The sequence below is a fragment of the Streptomyces typhae genome (assembly GCF_009755605.1).
In the GTDB taxonomy this organism is placed as follows: Bacteria; Actinomycetota; Actinomycetes; order Streptomycetales; family Streptomycetaceae; genus Streptomyces; species Streptomyces typhae.
Map to the genome: position 1 here is coordinate 169,760 of NZ_WPNZ01000012.1, position 23,093 is coordinate 192,852.

Below are 23,093 nucleotides of genomic sequence, written 5' to 3' on the forward strand. Positions count from 1 at the left end.
CGTCATCGCAGCACCGCCCTGAAGGACGCGTAGTGATCCTCCGTGTAGTACGTCTCGTCCTCGCGGCCGGTGACGAGGCGGCGGGCCCCGCGGTCGCGTTCCCCGGGCGTGCGGACGGTGTACTCGCGGTAGTAGCCGCGTGCCTCGCGCGGCAGCTCCCCCTCGAAGTTGCCGAAGACGGTGCCGTCCTTGGCGTAGGGGAAGGGCCCGCCCCGGTCGATGAGCCGCAGCGTCTGCCGGGCCTCGGCGGGCAGCCGGGCCGCCGGGACGGTGTCCATGCCGCGCGCCCACGCGGGCGTCGACACCGCGGCAACGGTGTCACCGGTGCCGCCCTGCCGCTCCGTGCCGCAGCCCGTCAGCAGGACGGCGAGGCAGACGAGGAGGGCGCCGAGCAGCCGCCCCGAGGAGACGGGCAGCCGACCGGAGGACCGGAAGATCATGCGCCCGATGCTGCCACAGCTTCCGCGCCCCGGCGCGCGCCAGGGCCCGCCCCGCCTGCCGGCTCAGTCCCCGTCCGGATCCGCCCGGTCGAGCGCGGGCCGCGGCGCCGAACCCGCCACCAGAAGCAGATCCGCCGCCGCCGTGTCGGTGACCAGGCTCGTCACGAGCCCGGAGCGCAGCACGGCGTCGATCGCGGCGGCCTTGCGCTGCCCCCCGGCGATGGCGACGACCTCGGGGATGCGGCGCAGCCGGTCCGCCTCGACGGTGATGCAGCGCTCGCCCAGGTCCCGCCCGACCCTGCGGCCCTCGCCGTCGAAGAGGTGCGCCGACATCTCCGCCGCGACGCCGAGCGAGGCGTAGTGCGCGCGCTCCTCGTCGCTGAGCATGTCGTGGACCGTGGAGATGCCGGGCTCCCAGGAGCCGATGGACACCGCGGCGACGGTGACCTTGTCGAAGTACTCGAAGGCGCGCGCGATCCCGGTCTGGTGCCGCAGCGCGCCCGCGGTCGCCGCGTCGGGCAGCAGCATCGGCGCGTAGATCGGGTGCGCGTCGCCGCCGGAGACCTGCGCGGCACGGCGCACCGCCTCCACCGAGCCGCGTTCCGCGGTCCCCGCGTCGTACACGCCCGTGAGCTGCACGACCGTGCACGGCGGCAGCACGTCGAGCGCCGCCGCCATGTGGATGGTCGAACGCCCCCAGGCGAGGCCGAGCACATCGCCCTCGTTGACGAGTTCGCCGAGGAGACCCGCGGCGACCTCGCCGAGGTTCTCCGGATCGGGCGAATCGTCGGCGTCGTCCGTGGGAGCCGGGGACTCCACGACGACTGCGTGCCGCAGGCCGTAGCGGGCGCGCAGCGCGTCCGAGCGCTCCGCGTCCAGCTCGGCGGGCACCCGGATCTCGATCCGTACAAGGTCACGCTCGAGAGCGGTCTCCAGGACCCGCGCCACCTTGAAGCGGCTCACGCCGAACTCCTCGGCGATCTGGATCTTGGACTTGCCCTCGAGGTAGAAGCGGCGGGCCATGGCCGCCGCCTGCACCAGCTCCGCGGGACCCATCCGCATGGCTGACCGACCCGCCGACATGGCCGACACGGCGCTCTCCTCACTGCTGTTCACCACACACGTACACCTGGATTCGCTGTTCATCCTTGCAGATCCGGCGTACTTGATCAGCCCTGATGGGCTGCGTTCACGTTCCCGTGGCCAAGCCGTCGGCCGCGGCACGTTCCCCCAGTGCCCGCGCGACGCCTCAGTGGGCGCACGCCCAGGCGGCACCCGCGGTGGCCGACTCGGCCTGGGTGCGCAGGGCACGTACCGCCTCGGCGGGGTCGTCCGCGCCGTACACGGCGGAGCCCGCGACGAAGACGTCGGCACCGGCCTCGGCGCAGCGCTCGATGGTGCCGGCCGAGACCCCGCCGTCGACCTGGAGCCACAGGTCGAGGCCGTGCTTGCTGATGAGCTCGCGGGTACGGCGGATCTTGGGCAGCATGATGTCGAGGAAGGCCTGGCCGCCGAAGCCTGGCTCGACGGTCATGATCAGGATCATGTCGAGCTCCGGCAGCAGGTCCTCGTACGGCTCGACGGGCGTCGCCGGCTTCAGGGCCATGGAGGCACGGGCGCCCTTCGCGCGGATCTCGCGGGCGAGCCGCACCGGCGCCGCGGCGGCCTCGGCGTGGAACGTGACCGACCCGGCGCCCGCTTCGACGTACTGCGGCGCCCAGCGATCGGGGTCCTCCATCATCAGGTGGCAGTCCAGAGGCGTGTCCGTCGCCCGTGCCAGGGACTCTACGACCGGCACCCCCAGGGTCAGATTCGGGACGAAGTGGTTGTCCATGACATCGACATGGAGCCAATCCGCGCCCTGAACGGCCCGCGCCTCATCGGCGAGGCGGGCGAAGTCGGCGGAGAGGATGCTGGGGTTGATCTGCGCGGCCATGCCCCAAGCCTGCCATGCCCGGCAGCCGTTGCCCGCCCCGGACCCCGGGGGCCCTCACAGGGGCGCGCGGGGTGCGCGAGCGACCTCCCCCGGCCCCGCTCCCCCGTGCCATGCTGTCGGTCCACCGGCAGCTCGTGGGGCGGCAGGGGAGAGCCATGTCTGAGACTCGGTCACGGACCAGGTCGGACGAGAAGCGGCAGACCCGGCAGGGCGTGGCCCGGCTGGTCTGCGGACCCCGCACCAAGTGGCTGGTGCTCGCGCTGTGGCTGATAGTCCTGGTGCTCGCCGCGCCCCTCGCCCAGAAGCTCGGCGACGTGCAGGACAACACCACCTCGTCCTGGGTGCCGCGCTCCGCCGAGTCCACGCAGGTCCTCGACACCTCCGACGGGTTCAGGCCCGAGACGCTGCCCATGGTCGTCGTGTACGCCCGCGAGAACGGCCCGCTGACCGGCGCCGACCGGGCCCGGATCGCGGACGGTGTCAGCGAGATCAAGCAGCTCCGCTCGCACTGGATCCGCGGCGACGAGACCCGCGGCCCCGTCTTCGACCGGACCGGCGGCGCGGCGGGCCAGGCGCAGGCGGCGCAGGTGTACGTGCCGCTCACCATGAACAACGACACCTGGAACGACCTGCCGGACGCGGTCGAGGACGTCGAGGAGCAGGTGGAGGACGGCGGCCGGAGCACGGACGGCCTGGACGTGTACGTCACGGGGCCGGCGGGCGTCTCGGCCGACTTCGCCGAGGCCTTCGCCGACATCGACTCGACGCTGCTGCTCGCGGCGGGCGCGGTCGTCGTGGTGGCCCTCCTGATCACCTACCGCAGCCCGGTCCTCCTGTTCGTGCCGCTGATCGCGGCCTTCGTGTCGCTGTACGGGGCCCAGGCGCTGATCTATCTCCTCGCCGAGCACGCGGGCCTGACCGTCAACGGCCAGAGCGCGGGCATCCTCACCGTCCTCGTCTTCGGCGCGGGCACGGACTACGCGCTGCTCCTCGTCGCCCGGTACCGCGAGGAGCTGCGCAGGCACGAGGACCGGCACGAGGCGATGGCCCTCGCCCTGCACCGCGCGGGCCCCGCCGTGCTCGCGTCGGGCGCGACCGTCGTCCTGAGCATGCTGGTGCTGCTCGCCGCCGAGATGAACTCCACGCGCGGGCTCGGCCCGGTGGCGGCGATCGGGGTCGCGGTGGGGCTCATCGCCATGCTGTCGCTGTTCCCGGCTCTCCTGGTGATCTGCGGCCGCTGGCTGTTCTGGCCGGTGATCCCGCACGTCGGCTCGTCCGACCCCGCCGAGCACGGCGTGTGGGCGCGGATGGGCCGCCGGATCGCCGGGCGCCCCCGGGTGACCTGGGTCGCCACCTCACTGGCGCTCGCGGTGCTCGCCCTCGGCCTGATCCAGCTGCGGGCGGCGGGGGTCAGCAACGACGACGCCTTCATCGACAAGCCCGACTCGGTCACGGGTCAGGAGGTCAAAGCCGAGTACTTCCCGGCGGGCAGCGGCGACCCGCTGGTCGTCGTGGCGGACGAGGCGAAGGCCGCCGACATCCGCCGGGTGGTGGCGGGCACCGGCGGCGTCGAGCGCGGCAGCGTCGGCACACCGCCCGGCACCAAGGCCGCACACGAGGGCCAGGTGCTGTTCGAGGCCACTCTCACCGACCCGTCCGACAGCCAGGCGGCGAAGGACACCGTGGAGCGGGTACGGGACGCCGTGCACGCGGTGCCGGACGCGGACGCCCAGGTGGGCGGCGGCACGGCCACGCTCCTCGACATGGACGAGGCCACCGTCCACGACGACAAGCTGATCATTCCGCTGGTCCTGCTGGTCGTCCTGCTGATCCTCGGCGTCCTGCTGCGTGCCGTCGTGGCCCCGCTGCTCCTGATCGGCACGGTCATCGTGTCGTTCTCGGCGGCCCTCGGCATCAGCGCGCTCGTCTTCCGGCACCTCTTCGACTTCCCCGGCGAGTCCACGGACTTCCCGCTGTTCGTGTTCGTGTTCCTCGTGGCGCTCGGCATCGACTACAACATCTTCCTGACGACCCGCATCCGCGAGGAGGCGGCCCGCCAGGGCACCCGTCAGGGCGTGCTCACCGGCCTCGCCGCCACCGGGGCGGTCATCACGTCGGCGGGCCTGGTACTCGCGGGCACCTTCGCCGTCCTCGCCACGATCCCCATGGTCGGCTTCGTGGAAATAGGCTTCGCGGTCGCCCTCGGGGTCCTCCTGGACACCTTCATCGTCCGCTCGATCCTGGTGACGTCACTGTTCCTGGACGTGGGCCCAAAGGTGTGGTGGCCGAACAGCTTGGCACACGAGAACCAACCTCCCGCCACTCCCGGCCCACCCGGCCCATCAAGCCCGTCCGACGTTTGAGAACAAACAGTTCCGCCCCACCCGCGGACTGAAGACCGACCGACGAGGAACGGCAGCGTTCCAGCCCATCCGACGTTTGGACTGAAGACCGACGAGGAGCGGCAGCGTTCCAGCCCGTCCGACGTTTGGACTGAAGACCGACGAGGAACGGCAGCGTTCCAGCCCATCCGACGTTTGGACTGAAGACCGACGAGGAGCGGCAGCGTTCCAGCCCGTCCGGCGTTTGAGGACGAGGCGCGGAGCGCCGATGAGGGGCCCCGACGGGGCGAAGCCCCGAGCCCCACCCTGCCCGAGCCCCCCCCCGCACTGCCCAAGCCTCACCCAGTCCGCCGAATGACCGCCAGATACATCGCATCGGTGCCATGCAGATGCGGCCACAACTGCACATCCGGCCCGTCCCCGAGCGCCGGCACCCCCGGCAGCAACTCCCGCGCGTCGAGCAGCTCGGCGCCACCCCACTGCTTGAGGACGTCGTCCACGACGGCCCGCGTCTCCGCGAGGTGCGGCGAGCACGTGGCGTACCCGACGACCCCGCCGACCCGCACGGACTCCAACGCGGACCGCAACAGCGCACGTTGCAACGGAGCAAAGCCCTCCAGGTCCTCGGGCCGCCGCCGCCAGCGCGCCTCGGGGCGCCGCCGCAGGGCGCCGAGTCCCGTGCAGGGCACGTCCATCAGAACCCGGTCGAAGGTACCGGGAAGCCACGGCGGCCGGGTCCCGTCGGCGGCGATCACCTGATAGGGGCCGGGGTTTCCGGCCAGGGCCCGGCCCACGAGCCGGGCCCGGTGCGGCTGCTTCTCGGCGGCGAGGAGCACGGCCCCGCGCTCGGCGGCGAGCCCGGCGAGCAGCGCGGCCTTGCCGCCGGGGCCCGCGCAGCCGTCCAGCCACTTCTCGTCGCGCCCCTCGACCGGGGCGTTCGCGAGTGCGAGGGCGACCAGCTGGCTGCCCTCGTCCTGCACTCCGGCCCCGCCCTCGCGCACCAGCGGGACCGAGCCCGGTTCACCGCCCTCGCTGAGCCGTACCGCGTACGGGGACCAGCGCCCCGGAAGCACCGACTCCGCGTCGAACGAATCGAGCAGTTCACCGGCGGTGGTCCGGCCGGGGCGCGCCACCAGCGTCACCTCGGGCCGCTCGTTGTCGGCTTCGAGCAGGTCCTCGATGCCCGCGCGGCCACCCCCGAGGGAGTCCCACAGCGCCGACACCACCCACCGCGGATGCGAGTGGACGACGGCGAGGTGGTCCTCGGGGTCCTCGTCGTAGGGCGGTGCGACCTTCGCGAGCCAGCCGTCGAGGTCGTCCGCCGCCACCTTGCGCAGCACGGCGTTGACGAACTTGGCCCGCCCGTCGCCGACGACGACCCGCGCCAGCTCCACGGACGCGGACACGGCGGCGTGCGAGGGAATCCGGGTGCCGAGCAGCTGGTGGACGCCGAGGTTCAGGACGTCGAGGACCGGCGGGTCGACCTCGCGCAGCGGCCGGTCGATGCAGGCGGCGACGATCGCGTCGTACGTCCCCTGGCGGCGCAGCGTCCCGTACACCAGCTCGGTGGCGAACGCCGCGTCCCGGGCGTCGAACTTGTCAGGCCCCTCTTTCTCGCGGGCCTTGCGCAGCAGCGGCGGCAGCACGAGGTTCGCGTACGCGTCCCGCTCGTCGACGGCCCGCAGCGCCTCGAAGGCGAGAAAGCGGACGGGGTCCTTCTGTGGTCGGCGGTAGGGCTTGTGGGGCCTGCCGGACCTGCCCTGAGTCCTCCCGGATCCGCCCTGGGGCCTTCCGGACCCGCCCTGGGATCCCGACGTGCCCTGGGATCGCGATGTGCCCTGGCCGCCGGACTTGCCCTGGGTACGGGGACGCCGGCTCGGCTGGTCGTTCAAAGGTGCTCCGCTGCTGGTGGTGGGGCTGACCCTGTCAGCGTACGACGCCCGCGCGCGACCCCCCACCCGGCTCCCGCCCGCGTAGCCGAGCCCCCGGCCCGCGCCTACGCGCCGAGCCGCTCCCCGGAAGCGATCCGCACCCCGCGCGCCCAGTCCGCGGCGGCCATCGGCTTCTTGCCCTGCGCCTGCACCCAGAGCAGCTCCACCGCGTACGAGCCCGTGCCCACGTACAGGTTCTTCTTGCCCGCGGCGATCTCACCGGGGGCGAGGTCGGTGCGGTCCGGCACGGGCACGGCCTGGATCAGCTTGAGGCGCTCGCCCCGGAACACCGTCCACGCGCCGGGCGCGGGCGTGCAGCCGCGCACGACCCGGTCGACCCGGAGACCGGGCGCCGACCAGTCGATGTGCGCGTCCTCCACGGTGATCTTCGGCGCGACGCTGACGCCGTCGGCGGGCTGCGGCACGGCGGACAGCGAGCCGTCCTCGATCCCGTCCATCGTGGCGGCGAGCAGCCCGGCACCCGCGAACGCGAGACGGGTCAGGAGGTCTCCGCTGGTGTCCGTGTGCCGGATCTCCTCGGTGACCGTGCCGTACACAGGACCGGAGTCCAGCCCCTCCTCGATGAGGAACGTGGACGCGCCGGTGATCTCGTCGCCCGCCATGATCGAGTGCTGTACGGGGGCGGCGCCGCGCCACGCGGGCAGCAGCGAGAAGTGCAGGTTGACCCAGCCTCGGGCCGGGATGTCCAGGGCCGACTTCGGCAGCAGCGCGCCGTAGGCCACCACCGGGCAGCAGTCCGGGGCGATCTCCCGCAGCCGGGCCTGGAACTCCTCGTCCCGCGGCTTCGCGGGCTTGAGCACCTCGATCCCGGCCTCCTCCGCGCGCTCGGCCACCGGGCTCGCGACCAGCCTGCGGCCGCGGCCCGCGGGCGCGTCAGGGCGGGTGACGACGGCTGCCACCTCGTGCCTGCCGGAGGCGATCAGGGCGTCCAGGGCGGGTACGGCGACCTCGGGGGTGCCGGCGAAGACCAGCTTCACTGGGTGATACCTCGGTTCTCTGGTTTCTCTGGGAGTCGGCGACGCACCAGTCTATGGGCCCTGCCCAGAGGATTGCCGGGGGCGTACGGAGAGGCGTGCGCCCTGTGCATATGCGCATACGCCCCGGGACCGTGACCCCTCACGGCGTGACGCGTTGGTCAAGAAAGAGTTGACCACGACGGGCCGCGCACGCGGCCCGCTCCTCATTGCACACAACCGCGCACACCACCGCACGACCACCGCCCACCCGCTGTCCCGCCCCGATTCGCCCCGCCCCTCGCCCCCTTCGCCCGCACCTCACGCCAGCCGCACGGCTCCCCCACATTCCGCACTTCACTCCTCCCCGCCCACCTTCTCTCGCTTTTCCTCCACATTTACACCCAAATACCTGAATACCCGAACACCCGAATTCAGATCCCGACCCCGACCCCGACCCCCCAACGCCGGTTCGAGAGGCTTGTTCATGGCCGACCACGCAACCCACGACGCCCAGGCTCGGGCCAGCCTGCATCTGCTGGTGCGGGACATCGAGCGGGTCCGCCGACAGGTGGACGCACTGCGCACCCTCACCGCCCAGCTCGGCAACGTGTACCGCCCGCGCCGCTCCAGCCCCTCCGCGGGCTTCGTCGTGTACGGACGCGCCCCCGCCCCGACCGTCCGCCTCGCCCAGGAACTCCGGGACAGCGTCGAGACGCTGGTGACCGCGGCAGTCGACTTCGACCGCTCACTCGGCTTCTCGTGGGACGCCGTGGGCTCCGCGCTCGGCGTCACCAAACAAGCCGTCCACCGCCGCTACGGCGCACGCCGGGCCGCCACCCCGGCCACCCCCGAACCCGAGCACACCGCCGAACCGACCCCCGCCCCGACCACCCGCACGGTCCCCGTGGGCACACCGCTGCCGTCCGTCCCCGCGGCCCGCACCATGCCGACCCAGCCGACAGCGGGCAGCCCCGGCCTCCGCGACGACCTGCGGCCCGGGGCCTTCCCCGGCCCCCGCAACGGCTGACCCCCGGCGGCCCGCACCGCCGCCACCGCCCCCTGCCCTTTGTCGACAAAGGGCAGGGGGCAGCCGTATGCCCGCGCCCCGAACCCCTTCAGGGGTGGGCCCCTGCCAGGTGAAGGAGGCCGAGATCCGGGAGCCGCCCGCCGACGGCAAGGGACGTCAGGGACCTCAGCCGGACGCCAACAGGCCGTCAGCCGATACCAGCTGTCGTCAGCCGATATCAGCCGGATCGATCCGCACCCGGACCACCGCCTGCTGCCCCGCCCCCCGCGCCATCCGCGCGGCCTGCGCCGTCTTCAGGGCGCGGGCCAGGGCCGCGCCACTGCCCGGCGGCACCCGCACCAGAGCCCGCTCGGCGTGCTCGCCCCCGGGCGGCGCGTCCCCGGGTCTGCGGGGCCTGCCCGGCTCGGTGACGGCGGTCGGGACCGGGCCGAGGATCTCGGCGTCCGGGGGCAGTTCGACACCGCGCAGGAACTCCGTCAGGGCGTCCCGGGGCCCGGTCACCGCGGCCATCCGGGAGACCGGCGGGAACCCAAGCTCCGCCCGCTCGGCGAGTTCCCGGACCGCGTGCCCCACCGGATCCCACCGTACGAGGGCCTGGACGGGCCGCAGCGTCGGCTCGGCGACGACCACGACCGTGCCGCCCGCGCCCTGGTCCCGCACCAGCGCGGCAGCGCCGATCCAGCGCCGCAGCGCGTCCTCGCCCGCGCGCAGATCGGGGCGGCCGAGCATCGCCCAGCCGTCGAGCAGCAGCGCCGCCGCGTACCCGCCCTCGGCCACCGGCTCCGCGCCGGGCGTGCTCACCACCAGGGCGGGCGCGGCACCCACCGTGTCGAGGACCTGCTCACGCCCGGACGTGCGCACCGGCACCGCGGGAAAGGCCCGGCCCAGCTCCTCGGCGGTGCGCCGGGCCCCCACGACCTGGGCGCGCAGCCGGAAGCCGCCGCACTCCTGGCAGTGCCAGGACGCCTCGCCCCGCCCGCACCAGGCGCAGCTCAGCCCGCCGTCGTCGCGGGCTTCCAGCGGCCCGGCGCAGTGGCGGCACCGCGCGGGCTCCCGGCAGCGCTCGCAGGCGAGCCGCGGTACGTACCCCCGCCGGGGCACCTGCACCAGGACGGGACCGTGCTTGAGGCCCTCGCGGGCGGCCTGCCAGGCGAGCGTGGGCAGCCGGGCCGCGCGCGCGGCACCGTCGCGCGCGAGATCGCCGTCGCCGACGGTCCGTACGAGCGGAGCGGCACCCCGCACCTGCTCGCGATCGGCGACCAAGGGGGCCGCCCACCCGCTCTCCACCAACTGGGCGGCCTCGACGGTGCAGCTCCAACTGCCCAGCAGGAAGGCGCACTTGTCGCGCGCGGCGCGCAGTTCGAGCACCTCGCGCACCTGCGGAAACGGAGCATTGTCGTCCGCATGGCTCGAGTCGCCGTCGTCCCAGACGACGACGAGGCCGAGGTCGCGCACCGGGGCGAACATGGCCGCGCGGGTGCCGACGACCGCGTGCACGGCGCCGCGCCGCACGGCGAGCCACTCGCGGTAGCGCCGCTCCTGTCCGGCGTCGGCCGTGAGGAGGGCGTGCCGCCCCGCCCCGAGCCGCTCGCGCAGGGCGGCGTCCACACGCGCGGCCGGCCTCCCGGCGGGGACGACGACGAGGGCGCCGCGGCCCGAGGCGAGGGTGGCCTGCACGGCGAGGGCGATCTCGTCGGCCCACTGCGGTCCGGGCAGCGCGGTCCAGACGGCGCGGGGGGCGCCGCCCGCGGCGAGGGACGCCACGAACTCCGCACCGCGTCGGTACCGCTGCCACGTGGCGGGGTCGGGGGCGGGCGGCGGCGGGGCGGGGTCGGGCGAGGGCCGGGACTCGGCGCGGGCGTGCCGGGGCGGGACGGCGAGTTGCAGCACGTCGGCGAGGCTCCCGGCATACCGGTCGGCGACGGCACGGGCGAGACCGAGCAGCTCCTCGTCGAGGACGGGCTCGGGCGAGACGACCTGGGCGAGGGCGGCGAGCGGCCCGGCGTAGTCCGACTCGGCGCACCGCTCCACGATGAACCCGTCGATGAGCCCGCCGCCCTCGCGGCGTCCCCCGCGCACGTTCCGCGCCCCGGCCCCGAAGCGCACGCGCACCCGCACACCGGGCTGCGCGGCCTCGTCCAGCTCCTTCGGCACGGCGTAGTCGAAGTACCGGTCGAGATGCAGCACGCCCTTGTCGACGACGACCCGCGCCACCGGCAGCCCCTCGGCGAGCGCGGCCCCCCGCCACGTACGCGGCTTGGCCTTGGGCGTCCTGGCCTGCCGCACCGTCTCCCGAATGAGCGCAAGCTGCTCGGGCACGGCACCCTCCGCACCACCCGACCGACCGTTCTCGCTGCTCACAGCCAAATTCCTACCAGACGGCACTGACACAGCCGACCGGGGCCGCCCCCGGCCCTTCGTCCGGTCGGCCAGGACACGCGTGAGCGTCCGACTCCCGCTCGGCGCCGGAAAAGGCCGAGGCCCGGCCCTCCCTCTGTCGAAGGAGTGCCGGGCCTCGGACCCTTGGCCGTGCGTGTCGCGCCTAGAGGCCGACAGCCTTCCGCAGCGCCTCCACGCGATCCGTGCGCTCCCACGTGAACTCCGGCGCCGAGCGGCCGAAGTGGCCGTACGCGGCGGTCTGGGAGTAGATGGGGCGCAGCAGGTCGAGGTCGCGGATGATCGCGGCCGGGCGGAGGTCGAAGACCTCGCTGATGGCGGTCTCGATACGGTCCGTGTCGACCTTGGCGGTGCCGAAGGTCTCGACGAAGAGGCCGACCGGCTCGGCCTTGCCGATCGCGTACGCGACCTGGACCTCGCAGCGGGAGGCGAGGCCCGCCGCGACGACGTTCTTGGCGACCCAGCGCATGGCGTAGGCGGCGGAGCGGTCGACCTTGGACGGGTCCTTGCCGGAGAAGGCGCCGCCGCCGTGGCGGGCCATGCCGCCGTACGTGTCGATGATGATCTTGCGGCCGGTGAGGCCGGCGTCACCCATCGGGCCGCCGATCTCGAAGCGGCCGGTGGGGTTCACCAGGAGGCGGTAGCCCTCGGTCTCCAGCTTGATGCCGTCGTCGAGGAGCGCCTTCAGCTCGGCCTCGACGACGAACTCGCGGACGTCGGGGGCGAGCAGCGAGTCCAGGTCGATGTCGCTCGCGTGCTGCGAGGAGACGACGACGGTGTCGAGGCGGACGGCCTTGTCGCCGTCGTACTCGATGGTGACCTGGGTCTTTCCGTCGGGGCGCAGATACGGGATGGTCCCGTTCTTGCGGACCTCGGACAGCCGCCGGGAGAGGCGGTGCGCGAGGTGGATCGGGAGCGGCATGAGCTCCGGGGTCTCGTCGCAGGCGTAGCCGAACATCAGGCCCTGGTCGCCCGCGCCCTGCTTGTCGAGCTCGTCCTCATCGCCCTCGACACGCTTCTCGTACGCCGTGTCGACGCCCTGGGCGATGTCGGGCGACTGGGCGCCGATGGACACCGAGACGCCGCAGGAGGCGCCGTCGAAGCCCTTCTTCGACGAGTCGTAACCGATCTCGAGGATCTTGTCGCGCACCAGCTGCGCGATCGGCGCGTACGCCTTGGTGGTGACCTCGCCGGCGACGTGCACGAGGCCGGTGGTGATGAGCGTTTCGACGGCGACCCTGGAGGTCGGGTCCTCGCGCAGGAGCGCGTCGAGGATCGTGTCGCTGATCTGGTCAGCGATCTTGTCGGGGTGACCTTCGGTCACAGACTCCGAGGTGAAGAGACGGCGGGACACATCGCTCCCTGTGGTTGCAGCGGCTGCTGGCTGATCATTGGTGGACGGGCCGAGAGCTGCGCTCGACGTCGTCCACGACCAGTTTATCGGTCACACTCCGCCGTGTGGTCACTTGTCTCGTCAGCTGAGCCCTGTGACCTGCGGCACTGCATTGTGCGACACGGGGATCCGTCTCCACCAGAGGGCCTCTCGCCCTGTTTCGTCGGCTTTGAGCCTGCCGAAAGGAGGAAGGTGATCTTCACCGCACTTCCGGCAGACCGGCGGGCACACGAACGGGCGCGCATCCCGACACACTCCCGCAACACTCCGGGGTCCGGGGCGCGGCCCCGGTGTCCTCCCGCGTCACACCAGTCGCTGCACGACCAGATCCCAGACCGTGTCCGCGAGGTCTTCCTTCGGCCCGTACGGCACGGGCGTCTCGCTGCCGTCGGCGCCGAGCACCACTGCCTCGTTCTCCTCGGAGCCGAACGTCTTGCGCTCGCCGACCTCGTTCACGACGAGGAGGTCGCAGCCCTTGCGGGCGAGCTTCGCGCGTCCGTTGGCCAGGACGTCGTCCGTCTCGGCGGCGAAGCCGACGACGACCTGGCCCGCGCGGGGGCGGTCGCCCGCGATCTCGACCAGGATGTCCGGGTTGCGGACGAGGGCGATCGGGGCGGGCTCCTCGCCGTCCCTCTTCTTGATCTTGCCGGTGGCGTACGTCCCGGGGCGGAAGTCGGCCACGGCGGCGGCCATCACCACCGCGTCGGCGTCGGCGGCGGCCTTGAGGACGGCCTCGCGCAGCTGCACGGCGGTGCCGACGGGCACGATGTCGACGCCCGCGGGGTCGGGCAGCGCGGTGTTCGCGGCCAGCAGGGTGACGCGGGCGCCGCGGGCCGCGGCGCTGCGGGCGAGGGCGTAGCCCTGCTTCCCGGAGGAGCGGTTGCCGAGGAAGCGCACGGGGTCCAGGGGCTCGCGGGTGCCGCCCGCGCTGACCACGACATGGCGTCCCGCGAGGTCCTGGGCGGGCCGGTCGCCGCGGGCCAGGACCCGGCGTGCGACCTCGAAGAGCTCGGCGGGGTCGGGGAAGCGGCCCTTGCCGGTGTCGACACCGGTCAGGCGGCCGACCGCGGGCTCGACGACGAGGGCGCCGCGGCGCCGCAGGGTGGCCACGTTCTCCTGGGTGGCGGGGTGCTCCCACATCTCCGTGTGCATGGCCGGGGCGAAGACGACCGGGCAGCGGGCGGTGAGGAGCGTGTTCGTGAGCAGGTCGTCGGCCAGGCCGTGGGCGGCCTTGGCCAGCATGTCGGCGGTGGCGGGCGCGACGATCACGAGGTCGGCGCCCTGGCCGATGCGGACGTGCGGGACCTCGTGGACGTCCGACCAGACCCCCGTGGAGACCGGGTGCCCGGACAGGGCCGACCAGGTGGCGGCGCCGACGAAGTGCAGCGCGGACTCGGTGGGGACGACGCGCACGTCGTGGCCGGACTCGGTGAGCCTGCGCAGCAGCTCGCACGCCTTGTAGGCGGCGATACCGCCGCTGACCCCCAGAACGACCTTCGGCTTGTCCACCGTGCCTCCCCGACTCCGTGGCGCCTGTCGACGCCCACTGACGCCTGCTGGCGCCCATGACCCACATGACACACCAAAGGCCCGGGAGGTGCTCCCCCTGGCTGAACCGAACCTGGGAGGCACCCGCTGCCGGGCCCGTGGTGTACGTACGTACTGCTGCTGCTGCGTCGATGCAGGTCGACGCAGCTCGTTACTGCTTGCTACGGCTCGTTACTGCGCCGGGCCCTCTACGGCCTCGGACGTCAGCAGGCCCGCGTTGATCTCGCGGAGCGCGATCGAGAGGGGCTTCTCGTGGACGTGGGTGTCCACCAGGGGGCCGACGTACTCGAGAAGGCCCTCGCCGAGCTGCGAGTAGTACGCGTTGATCTGGCGCGCGCGCTTGGCGGCGTAGATCACGAGGCTGTACTTCGAGTCGGTGGCCTCAAGCAGCTCATCAATCGGCGGGTTGATGATGCCCTCGGGCGCGGTGATGGAAGAGGACACTCTCTGCCTTCCGAAGGGGGTGAAGATCAAACAACTTTCATCAAGGCTAGCAGCTCGCGCGCTACATCCTCGACGGAGGTGTTGACCAGGGTGGTGTCGAACTCGGCCTCGGCGGCCAGTTCGACGCGGGCGGCGGCGAGGCGGCGCTCGATGACCTCGGGCTGCTCGGTCCCCCGGCCGGTGAGCCGGCGGACCAGCTCCTCCCAGCTCGGCGGGGCGAGGAAGACCAGCTGGGCCTCGGGCATCGACTCGCGCACCAGGCGGGCGCCCTGGAGGTCGATCTCGAGCAGGACGGGTACGCCCGACTCCAGGTGCTCCATGACCGCCTGGCGCGGTGTGCCGTAGCGGTTGCCGGCGAATTCGGCCCACTCCAGGAGCTCGCCGTTGGCGATCAGCTTGTCCATTTCGTCGTCGGAGACGAAGAAGTAGTGGACACCGTGCCGCTCACCGGGGCGCGGCTTGCGGGTCGTCGCCGACACCGAGAGCCAGACCTCGGGGTGTTCCTTGCGCATATGGGCGACGACCGTGCTCTTGCCGACCCCGGAGGGGCCGGAGAGCACGGTCAGCCGCGGACGTACGTCCGGGGGTACGGGGGACGTCCCCCGGGGTGTTGCAGCCATGCAGCGATTATCCAGGTTCTCAGGAGTGCCTGAGAACATCAGCCAGCGGCGCTGCCGAACTCACGCTCGAGCGACGCGATCTGATTGGAGCCGAGCCCGCGCACGCGGCGGCTTTCGGAGATGCCAAGACGCTCCATGATCTGCTTGGCGCGGACCTTGCCCACGCCCGGCAGCGACTCCAGCAGGGCGGAGACCTTCATCTTGCCGATGACGTCGTTCTCCTGGCCCTGCTTGATGACCTCGTGAAGGGAGGCGCCGGAGTGCTTGAGTCGATTCTTGACCTCGGCCCGCTCCCGGCGAGCCGCGGCGGCCTTTTCGAGCGCGGCTGCGCGCTGTTCAGGGGTAAGGGGCGGAAGAGCCACGCCTACGTCACCTCGGATGTCGAACTGTCGGATACGGACCGGTGAGGAACCTAGTCGCCCCACACCAGGGGAGCAACGCGCAACGCGCTTGCCCGTCGTCCCCCCACTACCTTGAAAGGGTGTGGGGGTGTCCCCCACTCGTCGGAGACTAGCGGCCATGGCCGCCGGAGTCAGCGAGAACAGACGAAAAGTCCTGGTCAGCCTGCGCCGAGCCCGGCATATCGGTCATTTCACCCCGGTTTTGGCCGGGTGTCGCGTAAGCAACGCGTCAGAACGGCTCGTGTGCGTCGCCGCGGACGTCCGCCCGAAACACGGAATCCGCATCCGGAAACGCCTTTCTGTCCCCCCGACGTGCGCTCTCGTCGAAACCTGACTCGGGCTCCGGCCGGCAACGGACATTCGCTCCCGCAGGAACCGGCCGTTCGCTCCCGTGGCAACCGTGGCAACCGGACATGCGCCCCCGCCGGAAGAAGTCCGAAGGGCTACGCGGCGGCCACGGCCGCCCGCACCTCGTCCGCGAACCGTGCCGCGGCGCCGCGCAGCGCACCCGCGTCCGGTCCCGCCCTGAGGACGCCCCTGCTGACGTTCGGCACGACGTCGCGCACCGCCGCGCCGAAGACGCGGGGAAGGTCGGCGGGCGTCGCGCCCTGCGCCCCGATGCCGGGGGCGAGGAGCGGCCCGTTGATGTCGAGGTCGAACGTCGACAGATCGCCGAGCGTGGCCCCGACGACGGCTCCGCAGGACCCCATGGGCGCCGCCGAGGCGTTCTCCGCGGCCAGGTGGGCCAGCATGGTCGCGCCGACGCTCCGGCCGTCCTCGCGCACGGCGCGCTGCACCTCGGCGCCCTCCGGGTTGGAGGTGAGGGCAAGCACGAACAGACCGGCGCCGTTCTCCCGGGCCAGCTCGACCGCGGGGGCCAGGGAGCCGTAGCCCAGGTACGGCGAGACGGTCAGCGCGTCCGAGAACAGCGGGGCGTCCTTGCGCAGGTAGGTCTCCGCGTACGCGGCCATGGTGGAGCCGATGTCGCCGCGCTTGGCGTCCATGACGACCAGGCCGCCCGCCGCCCGCAGGTCGGCGACCGCCCGCTCCAGGACCGCGACGCCCCGCGAGCCGAAGCGCTCGAAGAACGCCGACTGCGGCTTGAAGACGGCGACCTGCTCGGCCAGGGCCTCGACGACGGTGCGGGTGAACGTCTCCAGGCCCTGGACGTCGTCGCCGAGGCCCCAGGCGCCGAGCAGCGAGGCGTGCGGGTCGATGCCCACGCACAGCGGGCCGCGGGTGTCCATGGCGTGGCGCAGCCGGGCGCCGAAGGGTTCCGGGGTGCTCATGCGGCTCAGGCCTTTCGGGTGTCGGCGCCGACGGCTTCGGCGAGGGTGGCGTACGGGGACGCGGCGAGGCGGGCGGCGAGGCCCTTGTGGACGGCGCGCTGCCAGAAGGGGCCTTCGTAGATGAAGGCGCTGTAGCCCTGCACCAGCGTGGCGCCGGCGAGGATGCGCTGCCAGGCGTCCTCGGCGTTCTCGATGCCGCCGACGCCCACGAGGGTGATCCGGTCGCCCACGCGCGCGTAGAGGCGCCGCAGGACCTCCAGGGAGCGCTCCTTCAGGGGCGCGCCGGAGAGGCCGCCGGTCTCCGCGACGAGGTCGGGGTCGGAGGCGAGCCCGAGGCTCTCGCGCGCGATGGTGGTGTTGGTGGCGATGATGCCGTCCAGGCCGAGCTCCACGGCGAGGTCGGCGACGGCGTCGACGTCCTCGTCGGCGAGGTCCGGCGCGATCTTCACGAGCAGCGGGACGCGGCGGCCGTCGACACTGCGGTCGGCGGCCTCGCGCACGGCGCCGAGCAGCGGGCGCAGCGACTCGGTGGCCTGGAGGTTGCGCAGTCCCGGCGTGTTCGGCGAGGAGACGTTGACGACCAGGTAGTCGGCGTGGCGGGCGAGGCGCTCGGTGGACTTCACGTAGTCGGCGGCGGCGTCGGCCTCGGGCACGACCTTCGTCTTGCCGATGTTGACCCCGACGACGGTCTTGAGGACCGGCGTCCGGGCCGCCAGGCGGGCGGCGACGGCCGCGGAGCCCTCGTTGTTGAAGCCCATGCGGTTGATCAGCGCGCGGTCCGCCACGAGGCGGAACAGACGCTTCTTGGGGTTGCCGGGCTGCGGCTCGCCCGTGACCGTGCCGATCTCGACGTGGTCGAAGCCGAGCATCGCCATGCCGTCGATGGCGACGGCGTTCTTGTCGAACCCGGCGGCGAGCCCGAACGGGCCGTGCATGCGCAGCCCGAAGGCCTCGGTGCGCAGCTCCTTGTGGCGCGGGGCGAGGGCGGCGGCGGCGAACGTGCGCAGGACGGGGACGCGGGCGGCGAGCCGGATCCAGCGGAAGGCGAGGTGGTGGGCGCGTTCGGGGTCCATGCGCCGGAAGACGAGCCGGAAGAAGAACGGGTACATGTCGGTGTCCTTGTAGGGGCCCCTGGGTGCCAGGCGTCCTTGTACGGCCCTGGGACCAGGGCCTCATGAGGAGGGGGACACCGCATCCGGTGTCCCCCTCGTGGGCTGCTAGTCGCGGGCCGCGGTCAGATGTTCCGCGTGCTCCTGGAGCGAGCGCACGCCCACTCCTCCGTGGTGGAGGGCGTCGATCCCCTGGACCGCCGCGGCCAGGCCCTGGACGGTCGTCAGGCACGGCACGGAGCGTGCCACCGCGGCGGTGCGGATGTCGTACCCGTCGAGGCGGCCGCCGGTGCCGTACGGGGTGTTGACGATGAGGTCGACCTCGCCGTCGTGGATGAGCTGGACGATGGTCCGCTCGCCGTTCGGGCCCTCGCCCTCGGACTGCTTGCGCACGACGGTGGCGTTGATGCCGTTGCGCTTGAGTACCTCGGCCGTGCCGGAGGTGGCGAGCAGCTCGAAGCCGTGGGCGACCAGCTCCCGCGCAGGGAAGATCATCGAGCGCTTGTCGCGGTTGGCGACGGAGATGAAGGCGCGGCCCTTGGTGGGCAGCGGGCCGTACGCTCCGGCCTGCGACTTGGCGTACGCCGTGCCGAAGACGGAGTCGATGCCCATGACCTCGCCGGTGGAGCGCATCTCCGGGCCGAGGACGGTGTCGACGCCGCGGCCCTGGATGTCGCGGAAGCGCGACCAGGGCATCACGGCCTCCTTGACGGAGATCGGCGCGTCGAGCGGCAGCTCGCCACCGTCACCGACCGCCGGGAGCAGGCCCTCGGCGCGCAGCTCGGCGATGGTCGCGCCGAGCGAGATGCGGGCGGCGGCCTTGGCCAGCGGCACCGCGGTCGCCTTGGAGGTGAAGGGGACGGTGCGCGAGGCGCGCGGGTTGGCCTCCAGGACGTACAGGATGTCCCCGGCCATCGCGAACTGGATGTTGATCAGACCGCGTACGCCGACGCCCTTGGCGATGCCCTCCGTGGAGGCGCGCAGGCGCTTGATGTCGTGGCCGCCGAGCGTGATGGGGGGCAGGGCGCACGCCGAGTCGCCGGAGTGGATGCCGGCCTCCTCGATGTGCTCCATGACGCCGCCGAGGTACAGCTCGTGGCCGTCGTAGAGGGCGTCCACGTCGATCTCGATGGCGTCGTCCAGGAAGCGGTCGACGAGGACCGGCCGGGACGGGCTGATCTCCGTGGACTCCTCGATGTACGCGGAGAGCCGGATCTCGTCGTACACGATCTCCATGCCGCGCCCGCCGAGCACGTAGGAGGGGCGGACGAGGACGGGGTAGCCGATCTCGTCGGCGATGGCCTTGGCCTCGGCGAAGGTGGTCGCGGTGCCGTGCTTGGGGGCGGGCAGGCCCGCCTCGGCGAGGACGCGGCCGAAGGCGCCGCGGTCCTCGGCGGCGTGGATGGCCTCGGGCGAGGTGCCGACGACCGGGACGCCGTTGTCCTTCAGGGCCTGGGAGAGGCCGAGCGGGGTCTGGCCGCCGAGCTGGACGACGACGCCCGCGATCGGGCCCGCGAGGGACTCCGCGTGCACGATCTCCAGGACGTCCTCCAGGGTGAGCGGCTCGAAGTAGAGCCGGTCGGAGGTGTCGTAGTCGGTGGAGACGGTCTCCGGGTTGCAGTTGACCATGACGGTCTCGTAGCCCGCGTCGCTCAGCGCGAAGGAGGCGTGCACGCAGGAGTAGTCGAACTCGATGCCCTGGCCGATGCGGTTCGGGCCGGAGCCGAGGATGATCACGGCGGGCTTCTCGCGCGGCGCGACCTCGGTCTCCTCGTCGTAGGAGGAGTAGAAGTACGGCGTCTTCGCGGCGAACTCGGCGGCGCAGGTGTCGACCGTCTTGTAGACGGGACGGACGCCGAGGGCGTGCCGGACCTCGCGGACGACGTCCTCGCGCAGGCCGCGGATCCCGGCGATCTGGGCGTCGGAGAAGCCGTGCCGCTTGGCCTCGGCGAGCAGCTCGGGCTCCAGCTTCTCGGCGGCCGTCAGCTCGTCGGCGATCTCCTTGATGAGGAAGAGCTGGTCGACGAACCAGGGGTCGATCTTCGTGGCGTCGAAGACCTCCTGGGGCGTGGCGCCCGCGCGGATGGCCTGCATGACGGTGTTGATGCGGCCGTCGGTGGGGCGCACGGCGGCGCGCAGCAGCGTGTACTTGTCGCCGGGCTTCCCGGTGAAGGTGAACTGGCTGCCCTTCTTCTCCAGGGAGCGCAGCGCCTTCTGCAGAGCCTCGGTGAAGTTGCGGCCGATGGCCATGGCCTCGCCGACGGACTTCATGGTCGTGGTCAGCGTGGAGTCGGCCTGCGGGAACTTCTCGAAGGCGAAGCGGGGGGCCTTGACGACGACGTAGTCGAGGGTCGGCTCGAAGGAGGCCGGGGTCTTCTCGGTGATGTCGTTGGGGATCTCGTCGAGGGTGTAGCCGACGGCCAGCTTCGCGGCGATCTTCGCGATGGGGAAGCCGGTGGCCTTCGACGCGAGTGCCGAGGACCGGGAGACGCGCGGGTTCATCTCGATGACGATGACCCGGCCGTCCTCGGGGTCGACGGCGAACTGGATGTTGCAGCCGCCGGTGTCGACGCCGACCTCGCGGATGATCGCGATGCCGACGTCCCGCAGGATCTGGTACTCGCGGTCGGTGAGCGTCATCGCGGGCGCCACCGTGATCGAGTCGCCGGTGTGCACGCCCATCGGGTCGAAGTTCTCGATGGAGCAGACGACCACGACGTTGTCGTTCTTGTCGCGCATCAGCTCCAGCTCGTACTCCTTCCAGCCGAGGATGGACTCCTCCAGGAGCACCTCGGTGGTCGGCGAGAGCGTGAGGCCCTGGCCCGCGATGCGGCGCAGCTCGTCCTCGTTGTGCGCGAAGCCGGAGCCCGCGCCGCCCATGGTGAAGGAGGGGCGCACGACCACGGGGTAGCCGCCGAGCTCGTCGACACCCTTGAGGACGTCGTCCATGGAGTGGCAGATCACCGAGCGCGCGGACTCGCCGTGGCCGATCTTCGCGCGGACGGCCTCGACGACCTCCTTGAAGAGGTCGCGGTCCTCGCCCTTGTTGATGGCCTCGACGTTCGCGCCGATCAGCTCGACGCCGTACTTCTCCAGGACGCCGTTGCCGTGCAGGGAGATCGCGGTGTTGAGCGCGGTCTGGCCGCCGAGGGTGGGCAGGAGCGCGTCGGGGCGCTCCTTGGCGATGATCTTCTCGACGAACTCCGGGGTGATCGGCTCGACGTACGTGGCGTCGGCGATCTCCGGGTCGGTCATGATCGTCGCGGGGTTGGAGTTGACGAGGATGACGCGCAGGCCCTCGGCCTTCAGGACGCGGCACGCCTGGGTCCCGGAGTAGTCGAACTCCGCGGCCTGACCGATGACGATCGGGCCGGAGCCGATGACCAGGACGGACTGGATATCGGTGCGCTTAGGCACGCTGGCCCTCCATCGAAACGGTGTTCATCAAAGACGTGAAGCGGTCGAAGAGGTACGCCGCGTCGTGCGGGCCCGCGGCCGCCTCGGGGTGGTACTGGACGCTGAACGCGGGCCGGTCGAGGAGCTGGAGCCCCTCGACGACCTGGTCGTTGAGGCACACGTGGGAGACCTCCGCGCGGCCGTAGGGGGTGTCGGAGACCCGGTCGAGCGGCGCGTCCACGGCGAAGCCGTGGTTGTGCGCGGTGACCTCGACCTTGCCCGTGGTGCGGTCCTGCACGGGCTGGTTGATGCCGCGGTGGCCGTACTTCAGCTTGTACGTGCCGAAGCCGAGGGCGCGGCCGAGGATCTGGTTGCCGAAGCAGATGCCGAACAGCGGCGTGCCGCGCTCCAGGACGGCCTGCATGAGGGCGACGGGGCCGTCGGCGGTGGCGGGGTCGCCGGGGCCGTTGGAGAAGAACACGCCGTCGGGGTTGACGGCGTAGACGTCCTCGGCGGTCGCGGTGGCCGGCAGGACGTGCACCTCGATGCCGCGCTCGGCCATGCGCCGCGGGGTCATGCCCTTGATGCCGAGGTCGACCGCGGCGACCGTGAACCGCGCGGTGCCCAGGGGAAGGGCTTCGCCGTCGGGCCCGATCGCGGGGACGACGTACGTCTCCTTGGTGGCGACCTCCGCGGACAGGTTCGCGCCCTTCATCTGCGGGGCGTCCTGCACCTTGGCGAGCAGTTCGGCGTCCGCGGCGACGGCGTCCCCGGAGAAGATGCCGACGCGCATGGCGCCGCGCTCGCGCAGGTGGCGGGTGAGCGCGCGGGTGTCGACGCCGCTGATGCCGACGACGCCCTGGCGCTCCAGCTCCTCGTCCAGGGAGCGCCGGGAGCGCCAGTTCGAGGGCACGCGCGCGGGGTCGCGCACGACGTAGCCGGAGACCCAGATCCGCTGGGACTCGGGGTCCTCGTCGTTCACGCCGGTGTTGCCGACGTGCGGGGCGGTCATCACGACGACCTGGCGGTGGTACGACGGGTCGGTGAGGGTCTCCTGGTAGCCGGTCATGCCGGTGGAGAACACGGCCTCGCCGAAGGTCTCCCCCACCGCCCCGTAGGCACGCCCGCGGAAGATGCGGCCGTCCTCCAGGACGAGTACGGCGGGAGTCTTCACGGCTCCCCGAGTGGAGGTCGTCATCGTGCGCCTTCCGTTTCCGTCGTGCTGTCGGCCCCGGTGCCGGGCTCGGCGCCGCTGGGACCGGTGCTGGTCGTTGTACCGGTGTTGTCGATCATGTTGTTGAGGGCCTCGACCCAGTCCGCCTGCTCGGCGGCGCGGTCGGAGCGGAACCCGGAGTCGAGGAGCTTGTCGCCGTGCGCCCAGGTGACGATCAGCAGGCCGCCCTCGGCGAGGACCTTGCCCGCGATGCCCTTGTCGAGCCGGGCCTCGCGCAGCGCCGCCCTCGGGATGAAGAAGTCCCTGGCCCCGGGGCGTACGACGTCGAGCCCCGCGTCGGTGAGGGACAGCTCCACCCGGCTGCGGGTGCCCAGGCCGTGCGCCACGATGCGGTCGAGCCACTGCCCCGCGGTGGTCGAGCCGTGGTAGCGGCCGGTCAGCTCAAGTCTCACCGGTCCGGGGTCGGACGGCGCGCCGGGGAGGTCCGGCAGGTCGGACTGGAGGGTGCCGCGCCACTTCCAGCCCTCGCGCATCAGCCAGTAGACGAGGGCGACGAAGAGCAGCAGGCCGACGACCCAGCCGAGGCGGGCGGCCCAGTCGGTGACCTCGGCCGACTTCTCCTCGGCGGCCAGGGAGGTCAGGTGCGGGCTGGCAAGAAGGTGCATGGCG

General features: G+C 72.4%; 18 protein-coding genes. 2 read left to right on the forward strand and 16 right to left on the reverse strand.

Annotation, left to right across the window (positions count from 1 at the left end; translation table 11 throughout):
- Positions 1-2 precede the first annotated feature (2 nt).
- The 3 genes from GPA10_RS22635 to rpe all read right to left on the reverse strand — a co-directional run bounded on the left by GPA10_RS22635 (position 3) and on the right by rpe (position 2,376).
- Positions 3-440, reverse strand: coding sequence for a guanyl-specific ribonuclease (locus GPA10_RS22635; RefSeq protein WP_157167096.1), 438 nt, complete (start codon positions 438-440; stop codon positions 3-5).
- A gap of 63 nt (positions 441-503) precedes the next feature.
- Positions 504-1,556, reverse strand: coding sequence for a sugar-binding transcriptional regulator (locus GPA10_RS22640; RefSeq protein WP_058851911.1), 1,053 nt, complete (start codon positions 1,554-1,556; stop codon positions 504-506).
- Positions 1,557-1,689: 133 nt separating this feature from the next.
- Positions 1,690-2,376: a ribulose-phosphate 3-epimerase gene (gene rpe, locus GPA10_RS22645; RefSeq protein WP_157167098.1), complete on the reverse strand. Its 687-nt coding sequence runs from the start codon at positions 2,374-2,376 to the stop codon at positions 1,690-1,692.
- 155 nt (positions 2,377-2,531) lie between these two features.
- Between rpe and GPA10_RS22650 the strand changes: the two genes are divergently transcribed.
- On the forward strand, positions 2,532-4,739 hold the full coding sequence (locus GPA10_RS22650; RefSeq protein WP_157167099.1) for an MMPL family transporter: 2,208 nt from the start codon (positions 2,532-2,534) through the stop codon (positions 4,737-4,739).
- A 317-nt stretch (positions 4,740-5,056) separates the two neighbouring features.
- Here the strand turns inward: GPA10_RS22650 and GPA10_RS22655 are convergent, their stop codons facing one another.
- On the reverse strand, positions 5,057-6,610 hold the full coding sequence (locus tag GPA10_RS22655; RefSeq protein ID WP_157167100.1) for an RsmB/NOP family class I SAM-dependent RNA methyltransferase: 1,554 nt from the start codon (positions 6,608-6,610) through the stop codon (positions 5,057-5,059).
- 104 nt (positions 6,611-6,714) lie between these two features.
- Entirely contained in the window at positions 6,715-7,647 is a 933-nt protein-coding gene (gene fmt, locus GPA10_RS22660; RefSeq protein ID WP_058851907.1) for a methionyl-tRNA formyltransferase, read from the reverse strand.
- A 463-nt stretch (positions 7,648-8,110) separates the two neighbouring features.
- Between fmt and GPA10_RS22665 the strand changes: the two genes are divergently transcribed.
- Positions 8,111-8,653: a hypothetical protein gene (locus GPA10_RS22665; protein ID WP_157167101.1), complete on the forward strand. Its 543-nt coding sequence runs from the start codon at positions 8,111-8,113 to the stop codon at positions 8,651-8,653.
- A 207-nt stretch (positions 8,654-8,860) separates the two neighbouring features.
- Here GPA10_RS22665 and GPA10_RS22670 read toward each other — a convergent pair whose 3' ends face one another.
- From GPA10_RS22670 to GPA10_RS22720, 11 genes are all read right to left on the reverse strand, one after another.
- Positions 8,861-11,014, reverse strand: coding sequence for a primosomal protein N' (locus tag GPA10_RS22670; RefSeq protein ID WP_343041223.1), 2,154 nt, complete (start codon positions 11,012-11,014; stop codon positions 8,861-8,863).
- A 181-nt stretch (positions 11,015-11,195) separates the two neighbouring features.
- On the reverse strand, positions 11,196-12,404 hold the full coding sequence (metK, locus tag GPA10_RS22675; protein WP_058851904.1) for a methionine adenosyltransferase: 1,209 nt from the start codon (positions 12,402-12,404) through the stop codon (positions 11,196-11,198).
- Between the two features lie 342 nt (positions 12,405-12,746).
- Positions 12,747-13,952, reverse strand: coding sequence for a bifunctional phosphopantothenoylcysteine decarboxylase/phosphopantothenate--cysteine ligase CoaBC (gene coaBC, locus GPA10_RS22680; protein ID WP_343041224.1), 1,206 nt, complete (start codon positions 13,950-13,952; stop codon positions 12,747-12,749).
- 210 nt (positions 13,953-14,162) lie between these two features.
- Positions 14,163-14,435 carry a DNA-directed RNA polymerase subunit omega gene (gene rpoZ, locus GPA10_RS22685; protein ID WP_003982715.1) on the reverse strand — a complete coding sequence of 91 codons (273 nt, stop codon included), beginning with the start codon at positions 14,433-14,435 and terminating at the stop codon, positions 14,163-14,165.
- A 26-nt stretch (positions 14,436-14,461) separates the two neighbouring features.
- Positions 14,462-15,055 (reverse strand): guanylate kinase, encoded by a 594-nt coding sequence (gene gmk / locus GPA10_RS22690; protein WP_058851902.1) that lies wholly within the window; start codon positions 15,053-15,055, stop codon positions 14,462-14,464.
- 38 nt (positions 15,056-15,093) lie between these two features.
- A complete protein-coding gene (locus GPA10_RS22695; RefSeq protein ID WP_030560492.1) occupies positions 15,094-15,417 on the reverse strand; it encodes an integration host factor in 324 nt (107 codons plus the stop codon).
- Between the two features lie 482 nt (positions 15,418-15,899).
- Entirely contained in the window at positions 15,900-16,745 is an 846-nt protein-coding gene (gene pyrF / locus GPA10_RS22700) for an orotidine-5'-phosphate decarboxylase (RefSeq protein ID WP_058851901.1), read from the reverse strand.
- 5 nt (positions 16,746-16,750) lie between these two features.
- Complete coding sequence (locus GPA10_RS22705; RefSeq protein ID WP_157167104.1) at positions 16,751-17,854, reverse strand: quinone-dependent dihydroorotate dehydrogenase; 1,104 nt, start codon at positions 17,852-17,854, stop codon at positions 16,751-16,753.
- 108 nt (positions 17,855-17,962) lie between these two features.
- Complete coding sequence (carB, locus tag GPA10_RS22710; protein ID WP_343041225.1) at positions 17,963-21,271, reverse strand: carbamoyl-phosphate synthase large subunit; 3,309 nt, start codon at positions 21,269-21,271, stop codon at positions 17,963-17,965.
- Positions 21,264-22,448, reverse strand: coding sequence for a glutamine-hydrolyzing carbamoyl-phosphate synthase small subunit (gene carA, locus GPA10_RS22715; RefSeq protein WP_157167105.1), 1,185 nt, complete (start codon positions 22,446-22,448; stop codon positions 21,264-21,266). Before carA ends, carB begins: the two co-directional genes overlap by 8 nt.
- The gene (locus tag GPA10_RS22720; RefSeq protein ID WP_246259565.1) at positions 22,445-23,089 is read right to left on the reverse strand and encodes a PH-like domain-containing protein; all 645 of its coding nucleotides are present in this window, start codon (positions 23,087-23,089) and stop codon (positions 22,445-22,447) included. The genes carA and GPA10_RS22720 overlap by 4 nt, the downstream gene beginning before the upstream one ends.
- Positions 23,090-23,093: the final 4 nt, after the last annotated feature.